Here is a 24,722-nt window from a genome sequence, read left to right on the forward strand (position 1 = left end):
TCTCTCCGGCAGGGCGATGAGGAGCGCGTCACCGACGATCGACCGGCATCGCGGCTCCAGCGGGACGCGAGATCCCGCCGGGCATCCGCCGGCGACCCCCGAGCGCGAACTCCAGACAGGCGCTTCAGGTTGCGCAGGAGACTGCACGCCAGACGTAACGGTCCGGTTAAGTTGCTTTCCACGGCGTCTTCGCGACCCCGGATTTACCGGAGCTTAACCCTAACGAATTAATACCCGAGCCATGCGGTCGTCATCCTGCGTCCGCTCAACGGGCAAGCGCTTCATGAAACACCTGCGGCTGGCAATCCTCGCCCTCTCGGCCCTGATGCTTCTTCCGGCCTGCGCGTCCTACACGCCGGCACCCGACGCGTTCCACCAGAGCATCGAGCAGCCGTACCGCCTCGACAGCGGCGACAGACTGAAGGTCGTCGTCTTCGGCGAGGAGGGCCTGACCAACAGCTACGCCGTCGACAAGGCGGGCTTCGTCGCGCTGCCGCTGGTCGGCGAGGTTCCCGCCCGCGGCCGCAGCCCCGAACAGGTGCGCCAGGAGATCACCCAGCGCCTCGCCGAAGGCTATCTCAACAAGCCGGACGTGACGGTGCAGGTCGAGCAGTACCGACCGTTCTTCATCATGGGCGAGGTCGCCAATGGCGGGCAATACACCTACGTCCCGGGCATGACGGTCCAGAACGCCATCGCGGTCGCCGGCGGCTATACGCCCCGCGCCGAGCAGGACAGCATGGACGTGACGCGGGAGAGCGGCGGCCAGATCCTCACCGGGCGGATGGTTCCGACGGATCCGCTGATGCCCGGCGACACCGTCTATGTCCGCGAGCGCTGGTTCTGAGCCGCCCCTGACACGATCACCCCCGCCCCGACGCCCCGAGCAAGCCCCTCAGGCCCTGACGACCCGCGCCTGCAGCTCGGGCGACAGCTTGCGCGTCGCGCCGCGGCTGTCGACGACCAGCGGCACGGTCTCGACCAGCATCTGGATGTCGACCGCGTCGTGGTCCGTGGCGATCAGCGCCGCGTCGTAGCGCTCCAGAGCGGTCCGGCTCCACGCGATCGAGCGACGCCCCTCGAATTCGCCGTGCTTGCGGGTCCGTCGCATCACCGGCACGAAGGGGTCGTGGTAGTCGATGATCGCGCCGCGCTCCTCCAGCATCTCCATCAGGACGAGGGACGGGCTCTCGCGCACGTCGTCGACGTTCTTCTTGTAGGCGAGGCCGACGACGAGGATGCGGGCGCCGCGGATCGGCTTGCCGAGCCGGTCCGACAGGGCCTCGACGAGCCGGGCGACCACCCATTGCGGCATGCCCGAGTTGATTTCGCCGGCGAGCTCGATGAAGCGGGTGTGGATGCCGAACTCCCGCGCCTTCCAGGTCAGATAGAACGGATCGACCGGGATGCAGTGGCCGCCGATGCCGGGGCCCGGATAGAAGGGCATGAAGCCGAAGGGCTTGGTCTTGGCCGCGTCGATCACCTCGAAAACGTCGATGCCCATCTTGTCGAAGATCACCTTCAGCTCGTTGACGAGGGCGATGTTGACGGCGCGAAAGACGTTCTCGGTCAGCTTCACGGCCTCGGCGGTGCGCATCGAGGGGACGCGCACGACCCTCTGCGACACCGCCGCATAGAGCGCCTCCGCCATGTCGCCGGCGGCCTTCGAATCGGCGCCGACGACCTTCGGGATGGTGGTTGCGTCGAAGTCGGGATTGCCGGGGTCCTCGCGCTCGGGCGAATAGGCGATGGCAAAGTCCCTGCCCTGCTTCAGGCCAGACCCGCGCTCGAGGATCGCGGCGAGGAGATCCTCGCTGGTCATCGGATAGGTGGTGGATTCCAGCGTCACCAGATGGCCGGTCGCCAGATGCGGCGCGATCGCCGTGGCCGTGGCCGTGACGAAGCTCATGTCGGGGTCGCGATAGGTGGTCAGCGGCGTCGGCACGCAGATGACGATCGCGTCGACGTCCGACAGGCGGGAATAATCCGTCGTCAGCACCGAGCGGCCGGAGGCGACCAGCGCCGCGATCCGCTCCGGCGCGATGTGGTGGATGTAGCTCTCGCCCGCCTCCAGCCGGGCGATCTTCTCCGGATCGATGTCGAAGCCGAAGGTGCGAAAGCCGCTGGCGTGGAAGGCGAGCAGCAGCGGCAGGCCGACATAGCCGAGACCGATGATCCCGACCGCCGCCTCACGCCTTCCGACCCGACCGACGAAGGCCGCGGCCAGGGCTTCGAACTCGGGAGATTCTTCCGTCTGCATCGGCATGACCCCAGCAAGCACTCGTCCGGTGGGACGAATTTCCCCCTCACTGGCGCAATCGGGTGGCCGCCTGCAAGGGCGTCGCGACGGATGGCCGATGTCGGAGGGGATTGAAGGCGGTCGCGGGGGGTGCCTGCCTCATCGGATGAATCCGGCCGGGCCGGGTTGAACCTCGTCATCCCCGGTCCCTTCACTGCAGGATGACGCGGCGTGCCACCGCCACGCCAGGGACGTTTCACCAAGGGCGCCGGCGGCGACGAGAGGCCGCGAATCCCAGCGCTTCGCCATTCTCGGACCCCGTCCCGAGAATCCAGGGATCGTCGGGCGCATTTCGTTTCAGCTGCAGAAGGCGGAGGCGGGGATCTTGCGGCGGCTGCCCCTGGATTCTCGGGACGACGGGGCCCGACAAGATTCACACGTCTCGTCCGGCTGCGTCGGCAGTCGTCCATGCCACCCGACATCGGCATGGAAGAACGGACGCAGAGCTGGAAGCGTCGTCATCCCGGCCCCCGAGCCGGGATCCATTCCTCGACATTGGAACGGCCTTTCGCTTCAGAACGAACAATCTGTCGGCCAGCCGCGAGCGCAACGGCGTCGACGATTTGGACTGGATCCCGGCTCGGGGGCCGGGATGACGACGCGGTGGTGGTTCTCTCCATCCTGCGACGTCGGTTCGTCGCGCCGGATGCCGGCCGCAACGCCGGCGCCGATGCTGCAGGGCCTGGCCCCAGGATGACGCGTTGGGACGACCCCGCAGCAACGCGGTCGCCCCTGCCCTCACGCCCGCTCGAGCGCGATGGCGATCCCCTGCCCGACGCCGATGCACATGGTGGCAAGCGCCCTGCCCTTGCCGGTGAGCTGAAGCTCCAGCGCCGCCGTGCCGGCGATGCGGGCGCCGGACATGCCGAGGGGATGGCCGAGGGCGATGGCGCCGCCGTTCGGGTTTACCCGCGCGTCGTCGTCGGCGATGCCGAGATCGCGCAGGGTCGCGAGGCCCTGGGAGGCGAAGGCCTCGTTCAGCTCGATGACGTCGAATTCCTCCACCGACAGCCCCAGCCGCGCCATCAGCTTCCTGGAGGCCGGGGCCGGGCCGAAGCCCATGATGCGCGGGGCAACGCCGGCCGTCGCGCCGCCCATGATCCGGGCGATCGGCGTCAGGCCGTGGGCCTTTACGGCGGCTTCGGAGGCGACGATCAGCGCCGCCGCGCCGTCATTGACGCCGCTGGCGTTGCCGGCCGTCACCGAGCCGCCGTCGCGGAACGGCGCCTTCAGCTTGGCCAGCGCCTCCAGCGTCGTGTCGGCGCGCGGATGCTCGTCGGTGTCGACGACCTTCGGATCGCCCCGGCGCTGGGCGATCTCGACCGGGACGATCTCCCGGGCGAAACGGCCGCTCGCCATCGCCTTCGCCGCCTTCTGCTGGGAGCGGAGGGCAAAGAGGTCCTGATCCTCGCGGCTGACCGAAAAGTCCTCGGCGACGTTCTCGCCGGTCTCGGGCATCGAATCGATGCCGTACTGCTGCTTCATCAGCGGATTGACGAAGCGCCAGCCGATCGTCGTGTCGTAGATCTCGGCGGAGCGGCTGAACGCGGTCTCCGCCTTGCCCATGACGAAGGGCGCCCGCGACATGGATTCGACGCCGCCGGCGATGGCGAGGTCGAGTTCGCCCGCCTTGATCGCCCGGGCCGCCTGGATGATCGCGTCCATGCCGGAGCCACAGAGGCGGTTGATCGTCGTCCCCGGCACGCTCTCCGGCAGGCCGGCCAGCAGCGCCGCCATGCGGGCGACGTTGCGGTTGTCCTCGCCGGCCTGGTTGGCGCAGCCGTAATAGACCTCCTCGACGGCGGTCCAGTCGATGTCGTGGCGCTTGGTCAGCGCCCGGATCGGCAGCGCTCCGAGATCGTCGGCGCGGATCCCGGCGAGCGCTCCGCCGTAGCGGCCGATCGGCGTGCGGACATAGTCGCAGATGAAGGCATCGCGCATCAGGAAAGCTCCGGAACCTCTAGATCGCCGACGCCGCCCTCGACATGGAGCTTCGCGCCGGTCACCGATTGAAGATCGTCCATCGACAGATGGGGCAGTTTTTCGACGAGCACAAACCGCTGATGGGCGATGTCGACGTCGATCACCGCCAGGGACGTATAGACCCGTGTGACGCAGCCGACGCCGGTCAGCGGGAAGCTGCAGGCCTCGACCAGCTTCGGCTTGCCGTCGCGGGTGACGTGATCGGTGAGGACGGCGACGCGCTTCGCCCCGTTGACGAGGTCCATCGCCCCGCCGACCGCCGGCACGCCCTTGTCGCCCACCCGCCAGTTGGCGAGGTCGCCGTTTTCGGCGACCTGCAGCGCGCCGAGAATGGCGACGTCGAGATGGCCGCCGCGGATCATCGCGAAGCTCGTCGCATGGTCGAAGAAGGCGGCACCCGGCTTCAGGGTGATCGCCTTCTTGCCGGCATTGATAAGGTCCCAGTCCTCCTCGCCCTTCTCCGGCGCGCGGCCGAAGCCGAGGACGCCGTTCTCGGTGTGGAAGATCGGCTCGCGGCCCTCGATCGTGTAGGCCGCGACCTTTTCCGGAAACCCGATGCCGAGATTGACATAGGCGCCGTCCTCGATGTCCTGCGCGGCGCGCCAGGCGATCTGTTCCTGGTTGAGCTGTCCCTGGATATTCATGGGTAGCGCGCCTCCGCCTGGTTCAGGACTTCTTCCTGCTGGGGATTCGGAACCTCGACCAGCCGGTTGACGAAGATGCCGGGGGTGACGACGGCTTCCGGATCGATGCCGCCGGCCGGAACCAGCCGGCTCACCTGGGCGATGGTCGTGGCCGCCGCGGTTGCCATCAAGGGATTGAAGTTGCGGGCCGCCAGCCGGTAGGTGAGATTGCCGTAGGGGTCGCCCAGCTCGGCCTTGACCAGCGCGAAGTCGGCCTTCAGCCAGCGCTCCTGGACATAGGGCTTGCCGTCGAACTCGGCCGTCGGCTTGTTTTCGCCGAGCTCGGTGCCGTAGGCGGTCGGCGTATAGAAGGCGGGAATGCCCGCTCCGCCGGCCCGGATGCGCTCGGCGAGCGTTCCCTGCGGCACCAGTTCGAGCTCGATCTCGCCAGCGAGATAGCGGTCGGTGAACGCCTTCGGATCCTTGCTCTTGGGGAAGGAGCAGATCAGCCGGGCGACCATCCCCTGCTCGATCATCGCCGCAAGGCCCACATGGCCGTTGCCGGCATTGTTGTTGATCACCGTGAGGTTCTTCGGCCCGGCGTCGATCAGCGCATGGATCAGCTCGATCGGCGCGCCGGAGCCGCCGAAGCCGCCGATCATCACGGTCGCGCCGTCGAGGATGTCGGCGACGGCTTCTGCCGTCGTCGCGAAGCCTTTGTTCACGCGGGGGTCCTCCTTCCGATCCTTGGCACCACCCGGCCGGCTGCGTCGGCGCGGCCGGCGAACGGAGTGCACCCGCTGGAATTACCGCCCTCGCCCTCGCCGCGCCATGGCGCGTGGGGCGCATGTTGATCGTTGTTCACATCATGGGCAAACTGGTGCGCATGTTGAACAAACCCACCGATTTCGTCGCCTCCCTCGCCAAGGGGCTGAAGGTCATCGAGGCGTTCCGGGCGGAGCGGCCGCGGCTCGCCGTCGTCGACGTGGCAAAGGCGACGGGGCTCGACCGGGCGACCGCCCGGCGCTGCCTGTTGACGCTCAATGCCCTCGGCTATGCCGACTACGACGGCAAGTTCTTCTCGCTGACGCCGCGAATCCTGCGCCTCGGCATGGGGGCGCTGGCGACCCTGCCTTTGCCGCAGATCGTCCAGCCTTGGCTCGACCAGCTGTCCGAGCAGATCGGCCAGTCCACCTCCGTGGCGATCCTCGACGAGACCGAGGTGGTCTATATCGCCCGCGCCGCGCAGAAGCGGGTGATGGCGGTCGGGCTGATGCCCGGTTCGCGCCTGCCGGCGCACGCCACCTCCCTCGGCCGGGTGCTGCTCGCCGCCCTTCCCATGAACGAGGCGCGGGCGCTGGTCGAGAGGGCCGACCTGACACCCCGCACCGTCCGCTCGCTGACCACCCCCGCCGAGATCATGGCGGAGCTGGCACGGGTGCGCGAACAGGGCCACGCGATCATCGACCAGGAAGTGGAGATCGGCCTGCGCTCGATCGCCGTTCCGGTCCTCGACGCCCGCGGCCGCACGGTGGCGGCGCTGAACACCGGCGTCGCCGCGGTCCAGGCGGGGCCCGAGGATCTCGCTCGCGACTATCTGCCGGCGCTTCTCAAGGTCCAGGAGGGACTGCGGCGGGTGCTCCACTAGGCCGCTCGCGTCGCCACAGGCCTTCGCGCTCCTCGTCCGATACTGGAAATATCCGCCGCAAACCTCTGCACGATATCGAATTTTTCCCGCCGCAGACCCGGTCTCCGGGCCAACCGTGCAGACGCATTCGGCCCATGGCGGCGCGCGCGAGCCATCGCTGAAACCGCTTCGGCCCTTTCGATCGCTGGGACCCCCACCGCTCGCCGCAGGTTTCACGCCCACCGGCCCTGCTGACCAAAATTTTCGCTCTTTCGCTTCTGCTCAAATGTTGACATTCTGAAGCAACCCGACTTCATTATGTCTAGACTTAATCGTCGCGGCCGACAGGGGCGTGGCGCGGTTCCTCGGACGGAGACATGGGATGAACAAACGCTTCCTGATGAAGGCGATGCTTTCGCTGGCCCTCGCGCTGCCGCTTGCAGCTCCCGTGGCCGCCCATGCCGAGGATGCGCTGGCCCGCGTCAAGGCGGCGGGTTCGATGAAGGTCGGCACCGAGACGGCCTTCGCCCCCTTCGACTTCATCGACGAGGCGGGCGCCCATGCCGGCCTCAACGTCGATCTGTTCACCGAGATCGGCAAGGAGATGGGCGTCGAGATCGACTGGGTGACGCTGCCCTGGGACGGCGTCCTGCCGGGTCTCGAGGCCGGCCAGTTCGACATGGTCGCCGGCCCCGCCACCATCACCAAGGCCCGGGTCGAGCGCTACCGCTTCCTGTCGCCGATCGCCGAGGCGACCGTCGCCCTCCTGAAGCAGGCCGGCGACGATTCGATCCAGAAGCCGGAGGACATCGCCGGCAAACTCGTCGGCGCCGGCAAGGCGACGGCCCAGCTCGCCCAGGTCCAGGCCTACGGCGAGACCCTGCCGGGCGGCATCGAGACCCGCGAATATGTCGGCTTCAACGAGGCTTATGCCGATCTCGCCGCCGGCCGCATCGTGGCGGTGGCGAACTCGCTGCCCAACATCGCCTATGTCGCCCAGACCCAGCCCGACGTCTTCGCGGTGGTGAAGCCGGCCTTCGGCCAGCCGAGCTATTTCGGCTACATCGGCACCAAGAAGCCCGAGGACCAGTCGCTGCTCGACGCCGTGGACGCCGCGATCATCAAGATCAAGCAGGACGGCCGCATGACCAAGCTCCAGGAAAAGTGGTTCGGCACCACCTTCGAGACGCCGAACGAGGTTCCCGAGCCCAAGGTCTGACGGCCCGGCCGATCCCTCTGTGAAGCCGGTCCCCGAGTGAAGGAGATCCGCGCGCAGCGCCGCGCGGAGCTTCTCGACCCTGCGTGACGAAGAAGGCGGGCGATGTCCTGGAGATTGTTCGAGCTGATGCTCTGGGCGGCCGGCTACACCGTGCTTCTCAGCGGCATCTCGATCGTCATCGGCCTCGGGCTCGGGTTGTTCGTCTGCGCCGCCAAGCTCTCCCCCAAAAAGGCGCTGTCGCTCCCCGCGACGCTGTTCATCAGCTTCTTCCGCGGCGTGCCGCTGCTGGTCCAGCTGCTTCTGATCTACAATCTCCTGCCGGCGATCGGCATCATGGTGCCGAGCGTCGTCGCCGCCGTCGTCGGCCTGTCGCTCTGCACCGCCGCCTACCAGGCCGAGAACCTGCGCGGCGGCTTCAACAGCGTGCCGAGGGGCCTCATCGAGGCGGCCGAGATGGTCGGCCTCTCGCCCTTCCAGCAGCTGCGCCGCATCCGCGCGCCGATCGCCCTCCGGCTCACTCTGCCCGCCCTCGTCAACGAGGCGATCCTGATCCTCAAGGCCTCCTCGCTGATCTCCATCGTCGGCGTCATCGAATTGACCCGCATGGCCCAGAATCTCGCCGCCAGCACCTACAAGCCGCTGCTGTTCTATTCGGTCGCCGGCGGCCTCTATCTCGTCATCTGCTGGACCGTCGCCGGCGGCGGCAGCATCGTCGAGCGGATGACGAAGGCCGGCCGCACATGAGCCTCGATTTCGCGCTGATGGCCGACAAGATGCCGGAGATCCTCGCCGGCCTCTGGGTGACGATCTGGGCCTGGCTCGTCGCGACCATCCTCGGCGGGGGCCTCGGCTTTCTCGTCGCGAGCGCCCGCCGCTACGGCCCGGCGCCCCTCGACTGGCTGCTGAAGCTCTATGTCGAGGTGCTGCGCGGCACGCCGTTCCTCGTCCAGCTGTTCCTCCTGTATTTCGGCGGGCCCTTCATCGGTCTCCGGCTCGAGCCGATCCCGGCCGGGCTGATCGGCCTCACCATCTATGCCTCGGCCTATTTCTCCGAGATCTTCCGGGCCGGCTTCCAGGCGGTTCCCAGGGGCCATGTCGAGGCGGCGCAATGCGTCGGGCTGTCGCGCGGCCAGATCCTGCGGCGCATCCTCCTGCCGGAAATGACGATGCTCGTCCTGCCGCAATGCGTGAACATGGCGATCATCCTGATCAAGGAAACGGCGATCCTCTCGATCATCACCGTGCCGGAGATGACCGGCGTGATCAGCGCCATCGGCTCGCAGCAATATGCCTTCGTCGAGGCGATGTTCCTCCTGGCGATCTTCTACTGGGTCCTCGTCGAGATCTGCGGCTATCTCGGCCGCCTCGCCGAGGCCCGGCTCTCCAAGTTCAGGTTCGCCGTGCCATGAGTAACGCCCCTCTCGCCCCGACCCCGGCCGCGCAAGCCGCTCCGGACACCGCCACCCCGGCGGTTCTGGTGAAGGGCGTCACCAAGCGCTTCGGCGAGACCGAGGTCCTGCAGGGCATCGACCTCACCGTCCCCGCCGGCGCGACCACCTGCCTGATCGGCCCCTCGGGCTCCGGCAAGTCGACGCTCCTGCGCTGCATCGCCTTCCTGGAGGAGGCGACCACCGGCACGATTGCGATCCATGGCGATCCCCTCGGCTTTGCCGAAGCGCCGAACGGCCAGCGCACCCGCCTCTCGCCGCAGACCATCCGCGAGGTGCGCTCGCGCATCGGCATGGTGTTCCAGCAGTTCAACCTGTGGCCCCACATGACGGCGCTCGGCAATGTCTGCGAGGCGCTGGTGACGGTGCGCCGGATGAAGCGAAGCGACGCCGAGGCGCGTGGCATGGCGCAGCTTCGCCGCGTCGGCCTCGAGAACCGGGCGAAGCACTACCCGTCCGAACTCTCCGGCGGCCAGCAGCAGCGCGTCGCCATCGCCCGGGCCCTGGCGCTCGATCCGGAGATCCTCTTGTTCGACGAGCCGACCGCCTCGCTCGATCCCGAGCTGACCGGCGAGGTGCTGAACGTCATGCGGGATCTCGCGGCCTCCGGCATGACGCTTCTGGTCGTCACCCACGAGATCGGCTTTGCCGCCTCGGTCGGCCAGCGCATCGCCTTCCTCGACCACGGCCGGCTGCTCCTCAACGGCTCTCCCCGCGAGGTCTTCGGCGAGCCGCGCCATCCCCGCCTCGCCCAGTTCCTCGAGACCTATCTCGACCGCGGCGCCGCGGCGCTCCTGTGACCAGAGCCATGCCTGCCGATCCTTCCGGCGAACCGGGCCTTCGCTGATGGTCGCAGCCCCCTCGTCGCAGCGCCCGGAGCCTGGCCGGCGCTCCCTGCACCAGACGATCCGCGCCGAGCTCGAAGGCCGGATCCTCTCCGGCGAATGGCCGCCGGGCACCCAGATCCCGTTCGAGGAGGATCTGGCGCTGCGCTACGGCTGCTCGCGCATGACCGTCAACAAGGTGCTGACCCAGCTCGCCTCGGCCGGGCTGATCGAGCGGCGGCGCAAGGCCGGCAGCTTCGTGCGCCGGCCGAACTCCCATTCGGCGGTCCTGCAGATCGTCGACATCCGCAGCGAGGTCGAGGCGCTGGGTCTCGCCTACGGGTTCGAGATCCTGCGCCGCACGGTTCGGGAGGTCGCGACGGCCGACGACGGCCGGCTCGACCTGTCCCCAGGCGCCCGCCTCCTCGACATCGTCTGCCGCCACGACGCGGCGGGCCAGCCCTTCTGCCTCGAACAGCGGATCATCAATCTCGACGCGGTGCCGGAGGCGGCCTCCGCCGATTTCGCCAGGCAGTCGCCGGGCGCCTGGCTCGTGTCGCGCATCCCCTGGTCCAGCGCCGAGCACCGGATCCGCGCCGCCGCGGCGAGCCCGCAGGAAGCCGCGACGCTGCGCATCGACGCCGGCACCCCCTGCCTGGTGATCGAGCGGCGGACCTGGGACCAGGACCGGCCGATCACCCATGTCCGCCTGACCTATCCGGGCGAGAGCCACGAAATGGTCGCGCGCTTCGCCCCCACATCCGGCTGAGACCGGCAGGTCCGGCGCCAGCGTCTTTGCCCAGAGGCCCATGGCGACAGCGCCGATGCAATGTCGGCCGGCAACACCGGAAGCGCCCGCATCACGCCACCGTCGAGGCGCCCTCCACCGGCACGAACGCCGGCAGCCCGACGGCCGCGCGCCAGTGCGCGGCGATCTCCGCCCGCGTCGCGATCCACGCCTCGCCCGAGGCCGCCAGCCCCTCCAGCAGGGCCTCGAGCCCGGCGATCCGCGCCGGCCGGCCGATGATCCGCAGATGCAGCCCGATCGACAGCATCCGCGGGGCCTTGCGGCCCTCCTTGCGCAGCCGCTCGAAGGCGTCGAGGCAGTAGCCGGAAAAGTCGGCGGCCCGAACGAAGGCGCCACCGGGCTGGAAGCGCATGTCGTTGGTGTCGAAGGCATAGGGCATCACCACATGCTCCCGCCCGCCGACGCTGGCGAGATAGGGCATGTCGTCGTCATAGGCGTCGGAATCGTAGAGGAAGCCGCCATGCTCGACGAGGAGCCGGCGGGTGTTCACCGAGGATGCCGAGCGGGTGTGCCAGCCGACGGGCGCCCGCCCGGCGATCTCGGCGAGCCGCCGGTGCGTCTTTGCGATGATCGCCCGCTCCGCCTCCTCCGCCATGCCGGCGTGACGCTCCCAGCGCCAGCCATGGGCGGAAATCTCGTGACCACGCGCGGCCGCGTCGCGGATCAGAAAGGGCGAGCGCTCCGCCGCCCGGCCGCAGGTCGAGAAGGTCGCGCGGACCCCATGGTCGTCGAGGAGCCCGGCGATGCGGTCATAGCCGGCTCGCGGGCCGTATCCGTAGTGGCTTTCGAGGCAGGGATCGGGCTGTCGCCCGACATCGTCGACCACCTCGTAGATCGGCTCGTTGCGCTCGTCGCCGTCGGCGACCGAGAGTTCGGCCCCCTCCTCGACATTGACGACCAGCGACACCGCTACCTTCGCCCCGTTCGGCCAGGCGACGGCGGGGGGATTGTGCCTCGAGCCGGCGAAGTCGCGGCGGTCCGGGGCGGCGCTCACGCCCGATGCTCCAGCCGCGCCGCAAGGGCCGGCGAAAGGCCCTTCGCCGGCTTGGCGGCCGGCCGCTGGAACGCTCCCGCCGTCGGCTTGGTCGCCCCCAGCGCCAGGACCGTCTCGGCCTGCCGCACCGCCGCCGCGATCGGATCGACCACCGGCACCGGGATGCGGTGGGCGACCCGGGCGGCAAGCCCCGCCAGCGGCGCCCCGCCGAGAATGATCACGTCGGCGCCCGCCTCGACGGCGCGCAGCGCCAGCGTCACCAGCCGCTCTTCATGTTCCTGCTGGACCGTCGCCAGATCGGCGAAGGGCTCGTCGTTGGCGACGATCGCGGCGAGGCGCCCGGTCATGCCATGCAGGGCGACGCAGTCGTGATACCAGTCGCCGAGGTCCGTCGCGAAGGTCACGATGGCGAACCGCCGCCCCAGCATGCAGGCCGTCAGCATCGCGGCTTCCGACATGCCGATCACCGGAAAATCGAACAGCTGCCGCGCCGCCAGGATACCGGGATCGCTGAAGGCGGCGATGATCGCGGCGTCGCAGGACGGGCCGTGTTCGGCGAGCATCTCCAGGCAGATCGCTCCGCCGATCAGCTCTTCCACCCGGTTCGACAGATACGGGAAGCCACGCGGCGCCGTCAGCCCGACGAGTTCCGTCAGGGGCGAGGCGACCTTGCGCCCGGAGGCGAGCAGCAGCTCGGTCACGGAGGCCGACATGTTGGGATTGGCGATCAGGATCTGGGGCATCGGCTCTCCTCTAGCGTCCGGATGCCGGTCATCCGGCAAGCGATCGGTCCCTCTCGCCGCGTCGGGGCGCATGACCGGTTCCTGTCCGATCATGCGCCAAAACCCCTGCGAGGCAAGCTGCCGCAGTGCGGAAACAGCCCCGCCCGGCCCCGCTGCCGCCCCGCCTCCTAGACCGAGCGGATCGCCCCGCCGTCGCAGCGGATCAGGCTGCCGGTGACATAGCCGGCCCTCGCACTGACGAGGAACGCGGCCACCGCGGCGAACTCTTCCGCCTCGCCGTAGCGCTGGGCCGGGATCGACAGGCGCGCCGCCTCCCGGATCGCCTCGACCGGCTTGCCGGTCCGCTTGGCATTGGCCGCGTCGAGCTCGTCGACCCGCTCGGTCTGGATGCGGCCGGGCAGCAGCATGTTGACGGTGACGCCGTCGGCGGCGACCTCGTTCGCCAGCGACTTCGTCCAGCCGACGAGCGCCGAGCGCAGCGTGTTGGAATAGGCGAGATTGGGGATCGGCTGGATCACGCCCGAGGAGCCGACCGTCAGGATGCGGCCGAAGCCGGCCTGCCGCATGGCCGGCAATGCGCGGGTCGAGAGGTCGATGACTCGCGTCACCATCATCTGGAACTGGCTTTCCAGCACCCCGACGGAGAGGTCCGCCGCCCCGCCCGGCGGCGGCCCGCCGGTGTTGTTGACGAGGATGTCGATGCCGCCGAGTTTCGCATCGGCCGTCTCGAGCATCAGGTCGACGAAGCCGGCATCGGCGAGGTCGGCGGCGACGAAGTCCGCCCTGCCGCGCCCCCTGGCGTTGATCGCCTCGACATTGTCCCGCAGTTTCTCGGCGCTGCGCCCGCACAGGAGGACGTTCGCGCCCTCTGCGGCGAGCGCCTCGGCGATGGCGAGGCCGAGCCCGCGCGAGGAGGCGAGGACGAGCGCCCGCCGGCCTTCGATCTCAAGATCCATGGGAGAGCCCCTTCACCTTGTCCTCGAGCCGCGCGATCAGCCGCATCAGCTCGGCGTGGTCGGTCGCCGTCAGCTTCGGCCCCGGCGCCCGCGTGCGCGCACAGGCGATCGCGCCGCGGTGATGCAGCACGGCCTTGCGGACGGCGAGGCCGGTGCCCGGCTGCTGCTCGTATCGCAAAATCGGCAGATAGGCGTCGAAGACGTCCTCGGCCCGGTCCGCGTCACCGGCCTGATGGAGGTCCACCACCTCGACCAGCATCTCCGGATAGGCAAAGCCCGTCATCGCCCCGTCGGCGCCGCGTGCGAGCTCCTGCGGCAGATACAGCCCGCCATTGCCGCAGAGGATCGACAGGCGCGGCGTGTCGGCCGTGCCGGAGCGGCCCCGCACCGCCGAAACCTTGGCAAGGCCCGGCGCATCCTCGTGCTTCAGCATGACGATCTGCGGGCATTCCCGCGTCAGGGTCAGGATCGTCTCGGCCGAGATCGGCACGCCGGTGGTCTGCGGATAGTCCTGCAGGCAGACCGGAACGTCCGGCCCCAGCGCCTCGCAGACCTGATGGAAATAGCCGCGCACCCGGTCCTCGACGGCCGGCCCCGGCGTCGGCGCGACCATGACGCCGGCAGCTCCCTCGTCCATGGCGAAGCGCGCGAGGGAGGCGAGATTGTCGAGGCCGGGGCTGGAGACGCCGACGATGACCGGGATGCGGCCGTCGATCCGCCGGAGGATCCGGCTGGCGACGCCCCGCGCCTCCTCGGCGGTCAGCTTGTTGGCCTCGCCCATGATGCCGAGGATGGTCATGCCGGTGACGCCGCAGCCGAGATAGAAGTCGACAAGGCTGTCGAGGCTCGCATCGTCCACCGCACCGGTCTCGGTGAAGGGCGTTGCGGCGATGATGTAGACGCCGCGCGAATGGCGGTCGATACGGTGGGCGGACATCGGTCCCTTTCTGGTCGTCGTCGTGGCTCTTGCGGGTCCGGCAGCGGGCACGTCGGGCGAGCCGGTCCTTGCCCGGCCGGATGGCGGGCGGCAACGTGTTTCCTACCGGATCATCCGGCGGCGCGTCGAGCCGCCGGTTCGGCATCCGCTGCCGATCGCGCCTCCCGTCCCGTCCTGAAACGAGGGAGGCCCCATTGCGGGGGCGCAAGGCGGGGCCGCAACTGAAGATCGCCGCCCCGACGGCGGCTCGCGGCCGATGCACGGCGCCGATGCACGGCATTGTGCATCCGGCTCTTCAAACTTGTGTGCGCGCCGCGATCGCCTGCAGCGTCGCCATCCGCCGCCGCGCGGCGCCACTTCTTTTCGCCTGTCATCGCACCATGATGACCAGCGGACCTTGTATGGGAAAAAAAGAAGTGGCATATGTCCTCCGTCGATGGACGGATGAATTGCTGGGCGTCACGCTTTGACGGCGCCGAACCCTACCATTTCCTTCGAATGATCGATTGATCGAGGCGAGCAATACTGCGAACCTTGCACGTAGATATTAGCGAAAGGGTATCCCATGACCACGGGAACCGTAAAATGGTTTAATGCTGACAAGGGCTTCGGCTTCATCGCGCCCGACAACGGCGGCAGCGATGCCTTCGTCCACATCAGCGCTGTCGAGCGCTCCGGCCTGAACGGCCTCAAGGACGGCCAGAAGGTCTCCTACGAGCTCGTCGCCGATCGCAAGACCGGCAAGATGTCCGCGGAAAATCTCGCGACCATCTCCTGATCCGTCTCGCCGCGCGCCACTCTGGTGCCGCGCGGCGCTGATCTCGACGAACCGTCTCTGCCGTCGCCCGACTTCGCCGTCGACCGACAGGCGCAGGCGGTTTTTCGGCGTTTGCACCGACGCGCGGTCGTGACATCGACCGGTTTTCTCGCTCGCGGGACGGACGTCGCCGGTTGATCCGGCCATGACGGGCCTGTCCATGACAGGCGCGCAGCCGCCGCCCCGTCGCCGACGGGCCCGCCTCCGATACCTCCCCCTTTCGACCACCGAATCGATCGCGGCTCGTCCCGCGCCGCCTGCATCGACCCGCCACGGTTTCGCCCGATCTGTTGGATCGGGCGGCTCCAGTGGGACGTCCGGATTCCAGCTCCGCTGGGAGCATGATCCCGGAACGTGGGAAGCGGTTTTCGGGAAAGATCATGCGGCAACAACAAGATGGAGCGGGATGTCGATGGCAGCCGATCATCCCGCTCTGGCCCAGCGGCCGCCCTTGGCGGATCTTCCTGAACCTCCGGGACCGCATCCGCGGCGGGACCCGCGACTGTCCGGTCCGAGACCCGTTCCCGCTTGCCATCACGGACGAGGCGCATAAACCTTCGCGAACCGGATGAAACAGACGGGCGAGGCGGTGACCTATTCGCGAGACGACGTCAGGCGGGCGTTCGACGAGGCAACGTTTCTCAGGGCCGAGGCATATCACCGCAAGGCCCACGTCATCGCTTTTTCCTGGACGGGCGAAGGCAGCCTGACGGCCACAGTCCAGGGAAGCGGCAGGCAAGTCTACAGCCAGACGGTCGAGGTCTCCGGGACGCCGCAGGGGCGATTGCGCGTCACCGGCTCCTGCACCTGCCCCGTCGGCTTGCACTGCAAGCACATCGCCGCCGCGCTTCTCGCCGCCCGGACCAGCGGCGCCCCTGCCTTGCGACGCGAGGCGGCCCCTGATGGCCCGGCGGCGCCCCCGTCGCCCGCGCCACCGGCGACGGCCAACCCCGCGACGTCCGGCAAGGCGCGACCGGCGGTCGAGGCCGCGCTGCCGCCGGACGTCGCCGACTGGTTCGAGCGTCTGACACGGACCGAGGAGCGGGCCAGCGACGATTATCCGCCCAACGTCCAGAAGCGACTGGTCTATGTCCTTTTCGCAGATCCGTTCGGCGGGCTCCAGCCGCGCCTCGGCCTGAGAATCAAGTCGGCGCGGCTTCTCAAGAACGGCACCTTTTCGGCGACTGTCAGCGACTATGACGGGTCGAAGTTTCGTTTCAGCGAGCCGCCCCGCTTCGTCCGGCCGGCCGACGCCGCCATCCTGCGACGCATCGAAACGATCCAGTACCGCACGGAGGGGGTCGCCGGCGCCCTGCGCTCGGAAATCGGCCCGGCGGTTCTCGCGGACATCCTCGAAACCGGCCGGGCCCGCTGGGGCGACGTCAACGGCCCGGTCCTCGGCCCCGGGCCGGCGCGCGAGGCCCGGATCGAATGGGTGAGCGACGGCAGGACCTCGCTGCATCCAAGGCTCGCCCTCGTCGCCGAGGGCGACGATCCGGCGTCGCTCGACTCCGCCGACCTTGTGCTCCTCAACGCCGTCCCGCCGGTCTATGTCAGGCCGTGCCAGGGCCGGATCGGCGAGCTCGAGACCGGCCTCGCTCCGGCGGTCGTCAACCTGCTGCTGGAAGCGCCGGCCGTTCCCGCCGCTTCCGTCGCGCTGCTCGGCGAGAAGTTCCGCCGCTCGGGCACGGCGATCGCCCGCGCCGCGCCGCCCATCCTCGACGATCCGCTGGTCGTCGACGGTGCGCCCCTGCCGATCCTGAAGCTGACGAGCGCCAGGCTGCCGGCCGCAGGCGGCTTCTACCCCTTGCATGGTGGCTGGGGCTTCCACGAGACCGTCCCCATCGCTCGCCCGGTCTTCCGGTATGACGACTTCGATGTCGCCGCCAGCGAAGGCGCGCGGGTGGTCGATCGGATGAAGGGCAACCGGCCGGCCGAGATCCATCGCGACGCAAAGCGCGAGAAGCGCGCCCTCGAGGCGCTCGCCGCCGCCGACCTCGTCAAGCTCACGAAGCTTCGGCGCACCGTCCCGCCCGAACATCGCGGCGACCTCGGCCTCGACGGCGGCGAACTCGACTGGCTGGATTTTCTCCATGACGACGTGCCGCTGCTCGAATCCTCCGGGTGGCGTGTCGAGATCGCCGACGACTTCCCGATCAAGCTCCTGCGCGGCAGCGGCGGCGCCTTCGAGGCCGACATTCGGGAGAGTTCCGGCATCGACTGGTTCGAACTCGATCTCGGCGTCGTCGTCGACGGGGAGCGGATCGACCTCGTCGCGCCGCTGATCGCCTATCTGGCCGAGGGGATGCTTTCCACCGACGACCCGTCGGCGCTGGATGCCGAGACGATCGTCCATCTGTCGCTCTCGGACGGCCGCTACCTGTCGCTACCGTTCCAGCGCCTTCGCCCGATCATCGAAACCCTGTCGCTGCTGTTGAGCGGCCTTGGCGGCGGGTCCGGAAAGGGCCCCCTGCGATTCTCCGCCCTCGACGCCGCGGCCCTCGCCGCCCTCGAAACCGCCGACGAGCTGAGGGGCGCGACCTGGACCGGCGGCGAGCGCGTGCGCGCCCTCGGTGCGGCGTTGCGCGAGGCCGGTGGCATTGCCGATGTAGCACTCCCCGACAGCTTCCGGGCGACGCTGCGGCCCTATCAGGCGAGGGGCATCGCCTGGCTGAGCTTCCTCGCCGATGCCGGCCTCGGCGGCATCCTCGCCGACGACATGGGGCTCGGCAAGACCGTCCAGGCGCTGGGCCTCATCGCCATCGAGAAGGCGGCCGGGCGCCTCGCCGCGCCGGTGCTGGTGATCGCCCCGACGAGCCTGATGGTCAACTGGCGGCGCGAGGCGGAGAAGTTCTGCCCCGATCTGCGGGTCCTGACCCTGCAGGGCAGCGACCGCAAGTCCCGCTTCGACGAGATCGATGGAAGCGACGTGGTGCTGACGACCTATCCCCTGATCGCCCGCGACCACGAGGTGCTCGACCAGCGCCAGTGGCACATGATCCTCTTGGACGAAGCCCAGACGATCAAGAACCCGAATGCCGCGACGACGAAGCTCATCCACCGGCTGAAGTCGTCCCACCGCTTCTGCCTGACCGGCACGCCCCTCGAAAACCACCTCGGCGAATTGTGGTCGCTGTTCCACTTCGTCGCCCCCGGCTTTCTCGGCGACCTGAAGCGCTTCAACCAGACCTGGCGCGCGCCGATCGAGCGAAACGGCGATACCGCAAGGGCGAAGATGCTGGCCGCTCGGGTGAAGCCCTTCCTGCTGCGCCGGACCAAGGACGAGGTCGCGACCGACCTGCCGGCGAAGACGGAGATCGTCGAGCGGGTCGAATTCGGGTCCGCCCAGCGCGATCTCTACGAATCCGTTCGCCTCACCATGCACGACAAGGTCGTCGCCGCGCTGGCCGAGAAGGGCCTTGCCCGCAGCCGGATCGTGGTTCTCGACGCCTTGTTGAAGATGCGCCAGGCCTGCTGCGATCCGCGGCTGGTGAAGCTCGCCAGCAAGCCGGCGGGACGCCCCGGATCGGCCAAGCTCGACCGCCTGATGGAGATCGTCACCGAGCTCCTCGCCGAGGGACGACGGATCCTGATCTTCTCGCAATTCACCTCGATGCTGGATCTGATCCGGCCGCTGCTCGATGCGGCGGGCGTTCGCTATGCCCTCCTCACGGGCGACACCAAGGACCGCGAGAGCCAGGTCGTCGCCTTCCAGGACGGCGCGGTGCCGGTGTTCCTCGTCAGCCTGAAGGCCGGCGGCGTCGGCCTCAATCTCACCGCGGCCGACACCGTGATCCTCTACGACCCGTGGTGGAACCCCGCGGTGGAAAACCAGGCCATCGACCGGGCCCACCGGATCGGCCAGGACAAGCCGGTCTTCGTCCACAAGCTGGTCGCCGTCGGGACGATCGAGGAAAAGATCGAGATGCTGAAGGTCCGCAAGCAGGCGCTGGCGGAAAGCATCTTCGACCATGACGGTGCTCCGACCCTGTCGATCACCGAGGACGACATCGCCATGCTCTTCGCCGACGCCTGACCGCTGCGGCCGCAGCTTGCCGTCCTCCCGGCGCTCTTCGGGATCCACATGCGCCCGCGGCCGGAACCGCGCCCATCCGCCCGCGTTTCAGCCCAACCTTCGAAGGCGAGCCCCGTCGATGTCCCAACGCCCGTCATCTCCCCTTTCGTCGAACCGGCGGTCGCTGCTGTTCGGCGTCCTCGGCGTCGCCGCCATCGCCGCGGCAGGCTTTGCGCTCGTGGGGCCGCGGCGGGTCTGGACCCTTGTCGGCGGTCCGGCCGACCAGGGGCCGGTGGATTTCACGACGCTGACGCGCCGGTCCGTCGCAAATGATTCGCTCGCCTGCTCGCCCGGCACCTGCAGCCAGGAGACCGACTTCGACCTGCCGGCCTTTCGCACGCCGCCCGCCGTCCTGATGCGGCGGCTCGACGCGGTCGCGGCGGCGATGGCGGCCGAGCGGGTCGACGAGGATCTCGATCCCCTCTATCGCCGCTACGTCTTCCGCAGCCGGGTCCTCGGCTTTCCGGATACCCTCGACGCCCGCGCATCGAGCGCCGGCGACGGGGAAACCACGCTCCGGCTCTATTCCCGCTCGCTGCTCGGCAGAGGCGACTTCGGCGCCAACCGCCGGCGACTGCGGCAGATCGCAGATGATCTCCAAGGCGCGGCGTCCGTCGCGGGACGCGGCGCGGCGCCGACGGTCGCAGGGCTCCGATAGCCATTCGCGGGCAGCGACGCCCGAGGGCAGCCGCCGCCGAGCCTGCGACCCGGCAAAACGGCCGGCGCCGTTCCCCCCGTCTTCACGGATCGCGGCTTCCGGGCGGCGGCAAAGTCTCCGAGAGCGGGATGAGATGAGCTCCGCTCATCATCTCGCTCTATCGTCCCGTTTGCGCCTGATCTTTCCCGAAAACCGGTTCCCACTTTTCGGGATCATGCTCTAAGAGGGCCTGCCTCGCCATCCTCCCTCACGCCCTCCGGATCGTCCTTGACCCGCCTTCGCGCCAATGTCCTCCTGCTCGTCGCCGGCGCCGTCTGGGGCATGGGCTTCGTCGCCCAGTCGACGGCGATGGACGCCCTAAGCCCCTGGGCCTTCATCGCGGCGAAGTTCGCGCTTGCCGCCGCCGCCCTCGCGCCGCTCGCGGCGCTGGAATCCCGGCGCCAGCCCGTCGCCCTGCCCCTGTCGATGCTCGGATGGTTCGCCCTTACCGGCGGAGCGCTGCTTCTCGCCGCGATCACCCAGCAGATCGGCATCGTCACCACGACCGTCACCAATTCCGGCTTCCTCACCGGCCTCTATGTCGTGCTGACGCCGATCCTCGGGCTCGTCCTCCTCAAGCAGATGCCGCATTGGGTCGTCTGGCCGGCAGCGGCGATGTCCTTCGCCGGCATCGCGCTGCTCGGCGGCGGCAGCCTGTCGGCGCTGAACACCGGCGACCTGTGGACCATCGCCTCCGCGGTGTTCTGGTCGCTGCAGATCATGCTGGTCGGCACCATCGCCGCCTCGTCGGGCCGCCCCTTCCTGTTGTCCTTCGTCCAGTTCGCCGTCACGGCGCTGGGCGCCACCGTCGGAACCCTCGTCCTCGAGGCGCCGGCGCTCGGCGATTTCGCCGCGGCGCTCCCCGAGATCGTCTATGGCGGCATCTTCGCCACCGCCCTCGCCTTCACCCTGCAGGTCTTCGGCCAGAGCCACACGACGCCGGCCCAGGCCTCGATCTTCCTCTCCTCCGAAGCCCTCTTCGCCGCCCTCTTCGGCGCCATCTTCCTTGCCGAACGCATTGCGCCGATCGGCTATCTCGGCTGCGCGATGATCCTCCTCGCCATGCTGGCGGTCGAACTGGTGCCGCTGTCGGCCCTTGGCCGCCGGTCGCAGCCAGTCTCCGGCCCGCGCGACGCCTGAGCCTCGAAGCGCTTGCCAAGCTCGGCAACAGCGTGTACTTTGCATTATAAAGCACTTGGGAGATCGACCATGCGAGACGTCGAGAAGGCCCTCATCGACATTGCCGACATCCGCAGCCGGATCGCCGCGACGACGACGTTCCGCGGGTTCGGCCCCCACGCCCTCGGCCTGACGGGCATCCTCGCCCTTAGCTGCGCGCTCTGGCAGCACCTGTCGGGCGTCGACGCCGTGACCGACCCGCTGGGATTCTTCCTGACCTGGATCGTCGTCGCGGTGGTCTGTGTCAGCCTCGTCGGCGCCGAGGTCATCGTGCGCTCGCGCCGCCATCACGGCGGCATGGCCGACCAGATGATCCATCAGGCGATCCAGCAGTTCCTGCCGGCAGGCGCCGCCGGAGCCGCGCTCGCCGCGATTCTCGGCCGCTTCGCCCCAGAGGCGATCTGGCTGCTGCCCGGCGTCTGGGCGCTGTTCGTCAGCCTCGGCCTGTTCGCCGCGGTCCCCTCGCTGCCGCGCGGAGCGATGCTGGCCGGCGGCTGGTATTTCGTCTCCGGCTGCGTCGTCCTGATGCTGGCGGCACCGGAAGGGGCGATCTCGCCCTTCATGATGGGCCTTCCCTTCGCCGTCGGCCAGTTCCTGCTGGCGGCGATCGTCCATCGCGCCTCGGGAGACGACGATGCCGCCTGAAGCCCCCTATGCCTATGACGGTCTCGACCGGGTGATCCACGAAAAGGCCCGGCTCGGCATCATGACCTCCCTCGTCAGCCGCCGTAAACCGATCGCCTTCGGCGAGCTGAAGCGCCTCTGCGGCCTCACCGACGGCAATCTCTCCCGGCATCTCCAGGTGCTGGAGGAGGCCGGCCTCGTTGCCATCGACAAGGGCTTCGAGGGCAAGCGGCCGCTCACCACCTGCCGGCTGACGGCCGAGGGACGAGAGCGTTTCCTCGACTATCTCGCCATCCTCGAAAAGGTGATGCGGGACGCGGCGGCAGCGAGCGAGCCGGAACCCGACGCTGCGGCCCGGCCAAGGCCGGCCTGACGTCCCGGGCAGTCCCGCATGCCGGGGCGGCCCCGAATAGGCCAACCATCGAGCGCGCGTGACGCGCCCATCATCCCTCCAGACCGCCGGCGGCATTCCGCTGCCGGACCGCCAACACGCGTCTCCTCCTGCCCGAAAGCTTTACAATGCAAAGTAATCTGCCAAACCTTCACCTCGGCATCATCATGGACGGCAACGGCCGCTGGGCGACCGCCCGCGGCCTGCCGCGGGGCAAGGGCCACGAGGCCGGCGTCTCCGCCATCCGTCCGATCGTCGAGGCGGCGCCGGATCATGGGATCGGCACCCTGACCCTCTACGCCTTCTCCAGCGACAACTGGCGCCGCCCGGAGACGGAGGTCGCGGGTCTGATGGCGCTGATGCAAGGCTATCTCGGCGACGAGACGAGCGCCTTCGCAAGACAGGGCATCAGGCTGTCCGTCGTCGGCAGGCGGGACCGGATCGGCCCGAAGCTCGCCCGGCTGATCGCGAGGAGCGAGGCTGAGACGGCGAAGGGCCAGCGGCTGCATCTGCGCATCGCCTTCGACTATTCCGCCCGCGAGCGCCTCCTGGCCGCCGCCCGCGAGGGCCACGGCGCCATGACCGAGCGGGCCTTTGCGCGGCTCGTCACCGGCGACGGCGCGCCGGATCTCGACCTCCTCCTGCGCACCGGCGGCGAGAAGCGCCTCAGCGATTTCCTGCTCTGGGAGAGCGCCTATGCCGAACTCTTCTTCACCGGGCGGATGTGGCCGGATTTCTCGCCCGCGGATCTCGCCGGCGTGATGCGCGAATTCTCCCGGCGCCAGCGCCGCTTCGGCGGCCTCGCCGGACCCGCCGCCGCCGCCCCGGGCCTCACCCGCGCCGCCTGAGACGTCTCCCGCCCCCTCGCCGCACGACCTGCTCGCCGAAAATCCCTCGGAAGGAACCCGCATGCGCATCGTCCTCGTCAACGTTCCCCATCCCGCCATCGGCAGCCGCATTCCCGACGATCACCTGCCGCCGCTCGGGCTGCTCGCGATCGGCGGTCCGCTGATCGACGACGGCCACGAGGTCCGGCTGATCGACGCCGAATTCGGCCCGATGCCGATCGCCCGGCTGGTCGCGGAGATCGTCGAGGCCCGGCCGGACGCGGTGCTCTTCGGTCACTCCGGCTCGACCTCCGGCCATCCGGTGATCACCGAGGTGGCGCAGCGCGTGTCGGTGCTCCTGCCACGGGCGGCCATCGTCTATGGCGGCGTCTTCCCGACCTATCACTGGCGGGAGATCCTCGAGGACGAGCCCTGGGTCACGGCGATCGTGCGCGGCGAAGGCGAGGAGACGGCGCGCCGGCTGATGCGCGCGCTGGAAGACGAAACGCCGCTGATCGCCGTTCCCGGCATCGCTTTCCAGGGAGAATCCAGCCCGGTCGCGACCGCGCCCGCTGCCGTCATCGCCGATCTCGACGCCTGCCGCATCGGCTGGGAACTGATCGACCATGCCCGCTACAGCTATTGGGGCGGGCTCCGCGCCGTGGTGGTGCAGTTTTCCCGCGGCTGCCCGCATCTGTGCAACTATTGCGGCCAGCGGGGCTTCTGGTCGCGGTGGCGCCACCGCGATCCCATCCGTTTCGCCAGCGAGATCGCCCGCCTCCACCGCGAGCACGGGGTGAAGGTGTTCAACTTCGCCGACGAGAATCCGACTGTGTCGAAGAAGGCCTGGAAGGCGTTTCTCGAAGCGCTGATCGCCGAGGAGGTGGACGTCGTCCTCGTCGGCTCGACCCGGGCCGACGACATCGTCCGCGACGCCGACATCCTGCCCCTCTACAAGCGGGCCGGCTGGCAGCGCTTCCTCCTCGGGCTGGAAACCACCGACGAGGCGACCATTCAGCTCATCCGCAAGGGCGGCACCACCACCACCGACCGCGAGGCGATCCGGCTGCTGCGCCAGAACGGCATCCTGTCGATGGCGACCTGGGTGGTCGGCTTCGAGGAGGAGCGGGACCGGGACCTCTGGCGCGGGCTGCGGCAGCTCCTCTCCTACGATCCCGACCAGATCCAGCTGCTCTACGTCACGCCGCACCGCTGGACGCCGTTCTTCCGCCTCGCCGCCGGGCGCCGGGTCGTCCAGACCGATCGGCGGCGCTGGGACTACAAGCACCAGGTGCTGGCAACGCCGATCCCGGCCTGGCGGGTGCTGTTGTGGGTGAAGCTCACCGAGGCGGTGCTGCAGGGCCGGCCGAAGGCGCTGATGCGGACCTATCTGCACCAGGATCCGGACCTGCGCCACGCGATGCGCTGGTACGCCCAGATGGGAAGACGGGTGTGGCCCTACGAGATCGTCAGCTTCTTCTTCCGCAGGCCCCGCACCGCCGCCGGCCCGACGCTCGCGCAGTTCTGGGGCGCAGCGCAGGATCGCGAGGAGTATGCGATGACGCGCGCCGTCACTGCCCCAAGGCCGGTCGAAGCGCAGGCAGCGCGCGAGGCTGCGGCCTGATCGCCGATCGGCCGGCCGGGTCGCTGG

At 69.1% G+C, this 24,722-nt stretch carries 23 protein-coding genes; 15 read left to right on the forward strand and 8 right to left on the reverse strand.

Annotated elements, in window-relative coordinates; translation table 11 throughout:
• Positions 1-283 precede the first annotated feature (283 nt).
• Complete coding sequence (locus ATO4_RS01640) at positions 284-847, forward strand: polysaccharide biosynthesis/export family protein (protein ID WP_083589835.1); 564 nt, start codon at positions 284-286, stop codon at positions 845-847.
• A 48-nt stretch (positions 848-895) separates the two neighbouring features.
• On the opposite strand, the gene ATO4_RS01645 is transcribed toward ATO4_RS01640, so the two are convergent.
• The 4 genes from ATO4_RS01645 to ATO4_RS01660 all read right to left on the reverse strand — a co-directional run bounded on the left by ATO4_RS01645 (position 896) and on the right by ATO4_RS01660 (position 5,630).
• On the reverse strand, positions 896-2,260 hold the full coding sequence (locus ATO4_RS01645; RefSeq protein WP_083589836.1) for a nucleotide sugar dehydrogenase: 1,365 nt from the start codon (positions 2,258-2,260) through the stop codon (positions 896-898).
• A 777-nt stretch (positions 2,261-3,037) separates the two neighbouring features.
• Entirely contained in the window at positions 3,038-4,240 is a 1,203-nt protein-coding gene (pcaF, locus tag ATO4_RS01650; protein WP_083589633.1) for a 3-oxoadipyl-CoA thiolase, read from the reverse strand.
• On the reverse strand, positions 4,240-4,926 hold the full coding sequence (locus ATO4_RS01655; protein WP_083589634.1) for a 3-oxoacid CoA-transferase subunit B: 687 nt from the start codon (positions 4,924-4,926) through the stop codon (positions 4,240-4,242). Before ATO4_RS01655 ends, pcaF begins: the two co-directional genes overlap by 1 nt.
• Positions 4,923-5,630, reverse strand: a complete 708-nt coding sequence (locus ATO4_RS01660; RefSeq protein ID WP_083589635.1) for a 3-oxoacid CoA-transferase subunit A — start codon at positions 5,628-5,630, stop codon at positions 4,923-4,925. Before ATO4_RS01660 ends, ATO4_RS01655 begins: the two co-directional genes overlap by 4 nt.
• A gap of 161 nt (positions 5,631-5,791) precedes the next feature.
• Here ATO4_RS01660 and ATO4_RS01665 point away from each other — a divergent pair, with 161 nt between their 5' ends.
• From ATO4_RS01665 to hutC, 6 genes are all read left to right on the forward strand, one after another.
• Positions 5,792-6,553 (forward strand): IclR family transcriptional regulator C-terminal domain-containing protein, encoded by a 762-nt coding sequence (locus ATO4_RS01665; RefSeq protein WP_083589837.1) that lies wholly within the window; start codon positions 5,792-5,794, stop codon positions 6,551-6,553.
• A 361-nt stretch (positions 6,554-6,914) separates the two neighbouring features.
• Positions 6,915-7,751, forward strand: coding sequence for a transporter substrate-binding domain-containing protein (locus ATO4_RS01670; RefSeq protein ID WP_083589636.1), 837 nt, complete (start codon positions 6,915-6,917; stop codon positions 7,749-7,751).
• A 102-nt stretch (positions 7,752-7,853) separates the two neighbouring features.
• Positions 7,854-8,495: an amino acid ABC transporter permease gene (locus tag ATO4_RS01675; protein WP_083589637.1), complete on the forward strand. Its 642-nt coding sequence runs from the start codon at positions 7,854-7,856 to the stop codon at positions 8,493-8,495.
• On the forward strand, positions 8,492-9,160 hold the full coding sequence (locus ATO4_RS01680; protein WP_083589638.1) for an amino acid ABC transporter permease: 669 nt from the start codon (positions 8,492-8,494) through the stop codon (positions 9,158-9,160). Before ATO4_RS01675 ends, ATO4_RS01680 begins: the two co-directional genes overlap by 4 nt.
• Complete coding sequence (locus ATO4_RS01685) at positions 9,157-9,999, forward strand: amino acid ABC transporter ATP-binding protein (RefSeq protein WP_083589639.1); 843 nt, start codon at positions 9,157-9,159, stop codon at positions 9,997-9,999. The genes ATO4_RS01680 and ATO4_RS01685 overlap by 4 nt, the downstream gene beginning before the upstream one ends.
• 46 nt (positions 10,000-10,045) lie before the next feature.
• Positions 10,046-10,792, forward strand: a complete 747-nt coding sequence (gene hutC / locus ATO4_RS01690) for a histidine utilization repressor (RefSeq protein WP_083589640.1) — start codon at positions 10,046-10,048, stop codon at positions 10,790-10,792.
• 91 nt (positions 10,793-10,883) lie between these two features.
• Here the strand turns inward: hutC and ATO4_RS01695 are convergent, their stop codons facing one another.
• From ATO4_RS01695 to ATO4_RS01710, 4 genes are all read right to left on the reverse strand, one after another.
• Positions 10,884-11,825 (reverse strand): polysaccharide deacetylase family protein, encoded by a 942-nt coding sequence (locus ATO4_RS01695; protein WP_083589641.1) that lies wholly within the window; start codon positions 11,823-11,825, stop codon positions 10,884-10,886.
• Positions 11,822-12,568, reverse strand: coding sequence for an aspartate/glutamate racemase family protein (locus ATO4_RS01700; RefSeq protein WP_083589642.1), 747 nt, complete (start codon positions 12,566-12,568; stop codon positions 11,822-11,824). Before ATO4_RS01700 ends, ATO4_RS01695 begins: the two co-directional genes overlap by 4 nt.
• A 167-nt stretch (positions 12,569-12,735) precedes the next feature.
• The gene (locus ATO4_RS01705) at positions 12,736-13,524 is read right to left on the reverse strand and encodes an SDR family oxidoreductase (protein WP_083589643.1); all 789 of its coding nucleotides are present in this window, start codon (positions 13,522-13,524) and stop codon (positions 12,736-12,738) included.
• Positions 13,514-14,461 carry a dihydrodipicolinate synthase family protein gene (locus tag ATO4_RS01710; RefSeq protein ID WP_083589644.1) on the reverse strand — a complete coding sequence of 316 codons (948 nt, stop codon included), beginning with the start codon at positions 14,459-14,461 and terminating at the stop codon, positions 13,514-13,516. Before ATO4_RS01710 ends, ATO4_RS01705 begins: the two co-directional genes overlap by 11 nt.
• A gap of 565 nt (positions 14,462-15,026) precedes the next feature.
• On the opposite strand from ATO4_RS01710, the gene ATO4_RS01715 reads away from it, so the two are divergent.
• From ATO4_RS01715 to bchE, 8 genes are all read left to right on the forward strand, one after another.
• Positions 15,027-15,239, forward strand: coding sequence for a cold-shock protein (locus ATO4_RS01715; protein ID WP_083589645.1), 213 nt, complete (start codon positions 15,027-15,029; stop codon positions 15,237-15,239).
• Between the two features lie 607 nt (positions 15,240-15,846).
• Positions 15,847-19,314 carry a DEAD/DEAH box helicase gene (locus ATO4_RS01720; RefSeq protein WP_083589646.1) on the forward strand — a complete coding sequence of 1,156 codons (3,468 nt, stop codon included), beginning with the start codon at positions 15,847-15,849 and terminating at the stop codon, positions 19,312-19,314.
• Between the two features lie 118 nt (positions 19,315-19,432).
• A complete protein-coding gene (locus ATO4_RS01725; protein ID WP_176222817.1) occupies positions 19,433-20,011 on the forward strand; it encodes a DUF1499 domain-containing protein in 579 nt (192 codons plus the stop codon).
• A gap of 267 nt (positions 20,012-20,278) precedes the next feature.
• Positions 20,279-21,190, forward strand: coding sequence for a DMT family transporter (locus ATO4_RS01730; protein ID WP_083589648.1), 912 nt, complete (start codon positions 20,279-20,281; stop codon positions 21,188-21,190).
• A gap of 69 nt (positions 21,191-21,259) precedes the next feature.
• Positions 21,260-21,874: a hypothetical protein gene (locus tag ATO4_RS01735; protein WP_083589649.1), complete on the forward strand. Its 615-nt coding sequence runs from the start codon at positions 21,260-21,262 to the stop codon at positions 21,872-21,874.
• The gene (locus ATO4_RS01740; protein ID WP_083589650.1) at positions 21,864-22,226 is read left to right on the forward strand and encodes a transcriptional regulator; all 363 of its coding nucleotides are present in this window, start codon (positions 21,864-21,866) and stop codon (positions 22,224-22,226) included. The genes ATO4_RS01735 and ATO4_RS01740 overlap by 11 nt, the downstream gene beginning before the upstream one ends.
• Before the next feature lie 146 nt (positions 22,227-22,372).
• Positions 22,373-23,092: a di-trans,poly-cis-decaprenylcistransferase gene (locus ATO4_RS01745; RefSeq protein WP_083589651.1), complete on the forward strand. Its 720-nt coding sequence runs from the start codon at positions 22,373-22,375 to the stop codon at positions 23,090-23,092.
• 61 nt (positions 23,093-23,153) lie between these two features.
• A complete protein-coding gene (gene bchE, locus ATO4_RS01750) occupies positions 23,154-24,695 on the forward strand; it encodes a magnesium-protoporphyrin IX monomethyl ester anaerobic oxidative cyclase (RefSeq protein ID WP_083589652.1) in 1,542 nt (513 codons plus the stop codon).
• Positions 24,696-24,722 lie beyond the last annotated feature (27 nt).

Source organism: Aurantimonas sp. 22II-16-19i (genome assembly GCF_002088275.1).
Lineage (GTDB): Bacteria > Pseudomonadota > Alphaproteobacteria > Rhizobiales > Rhizobiaceae > Jiella.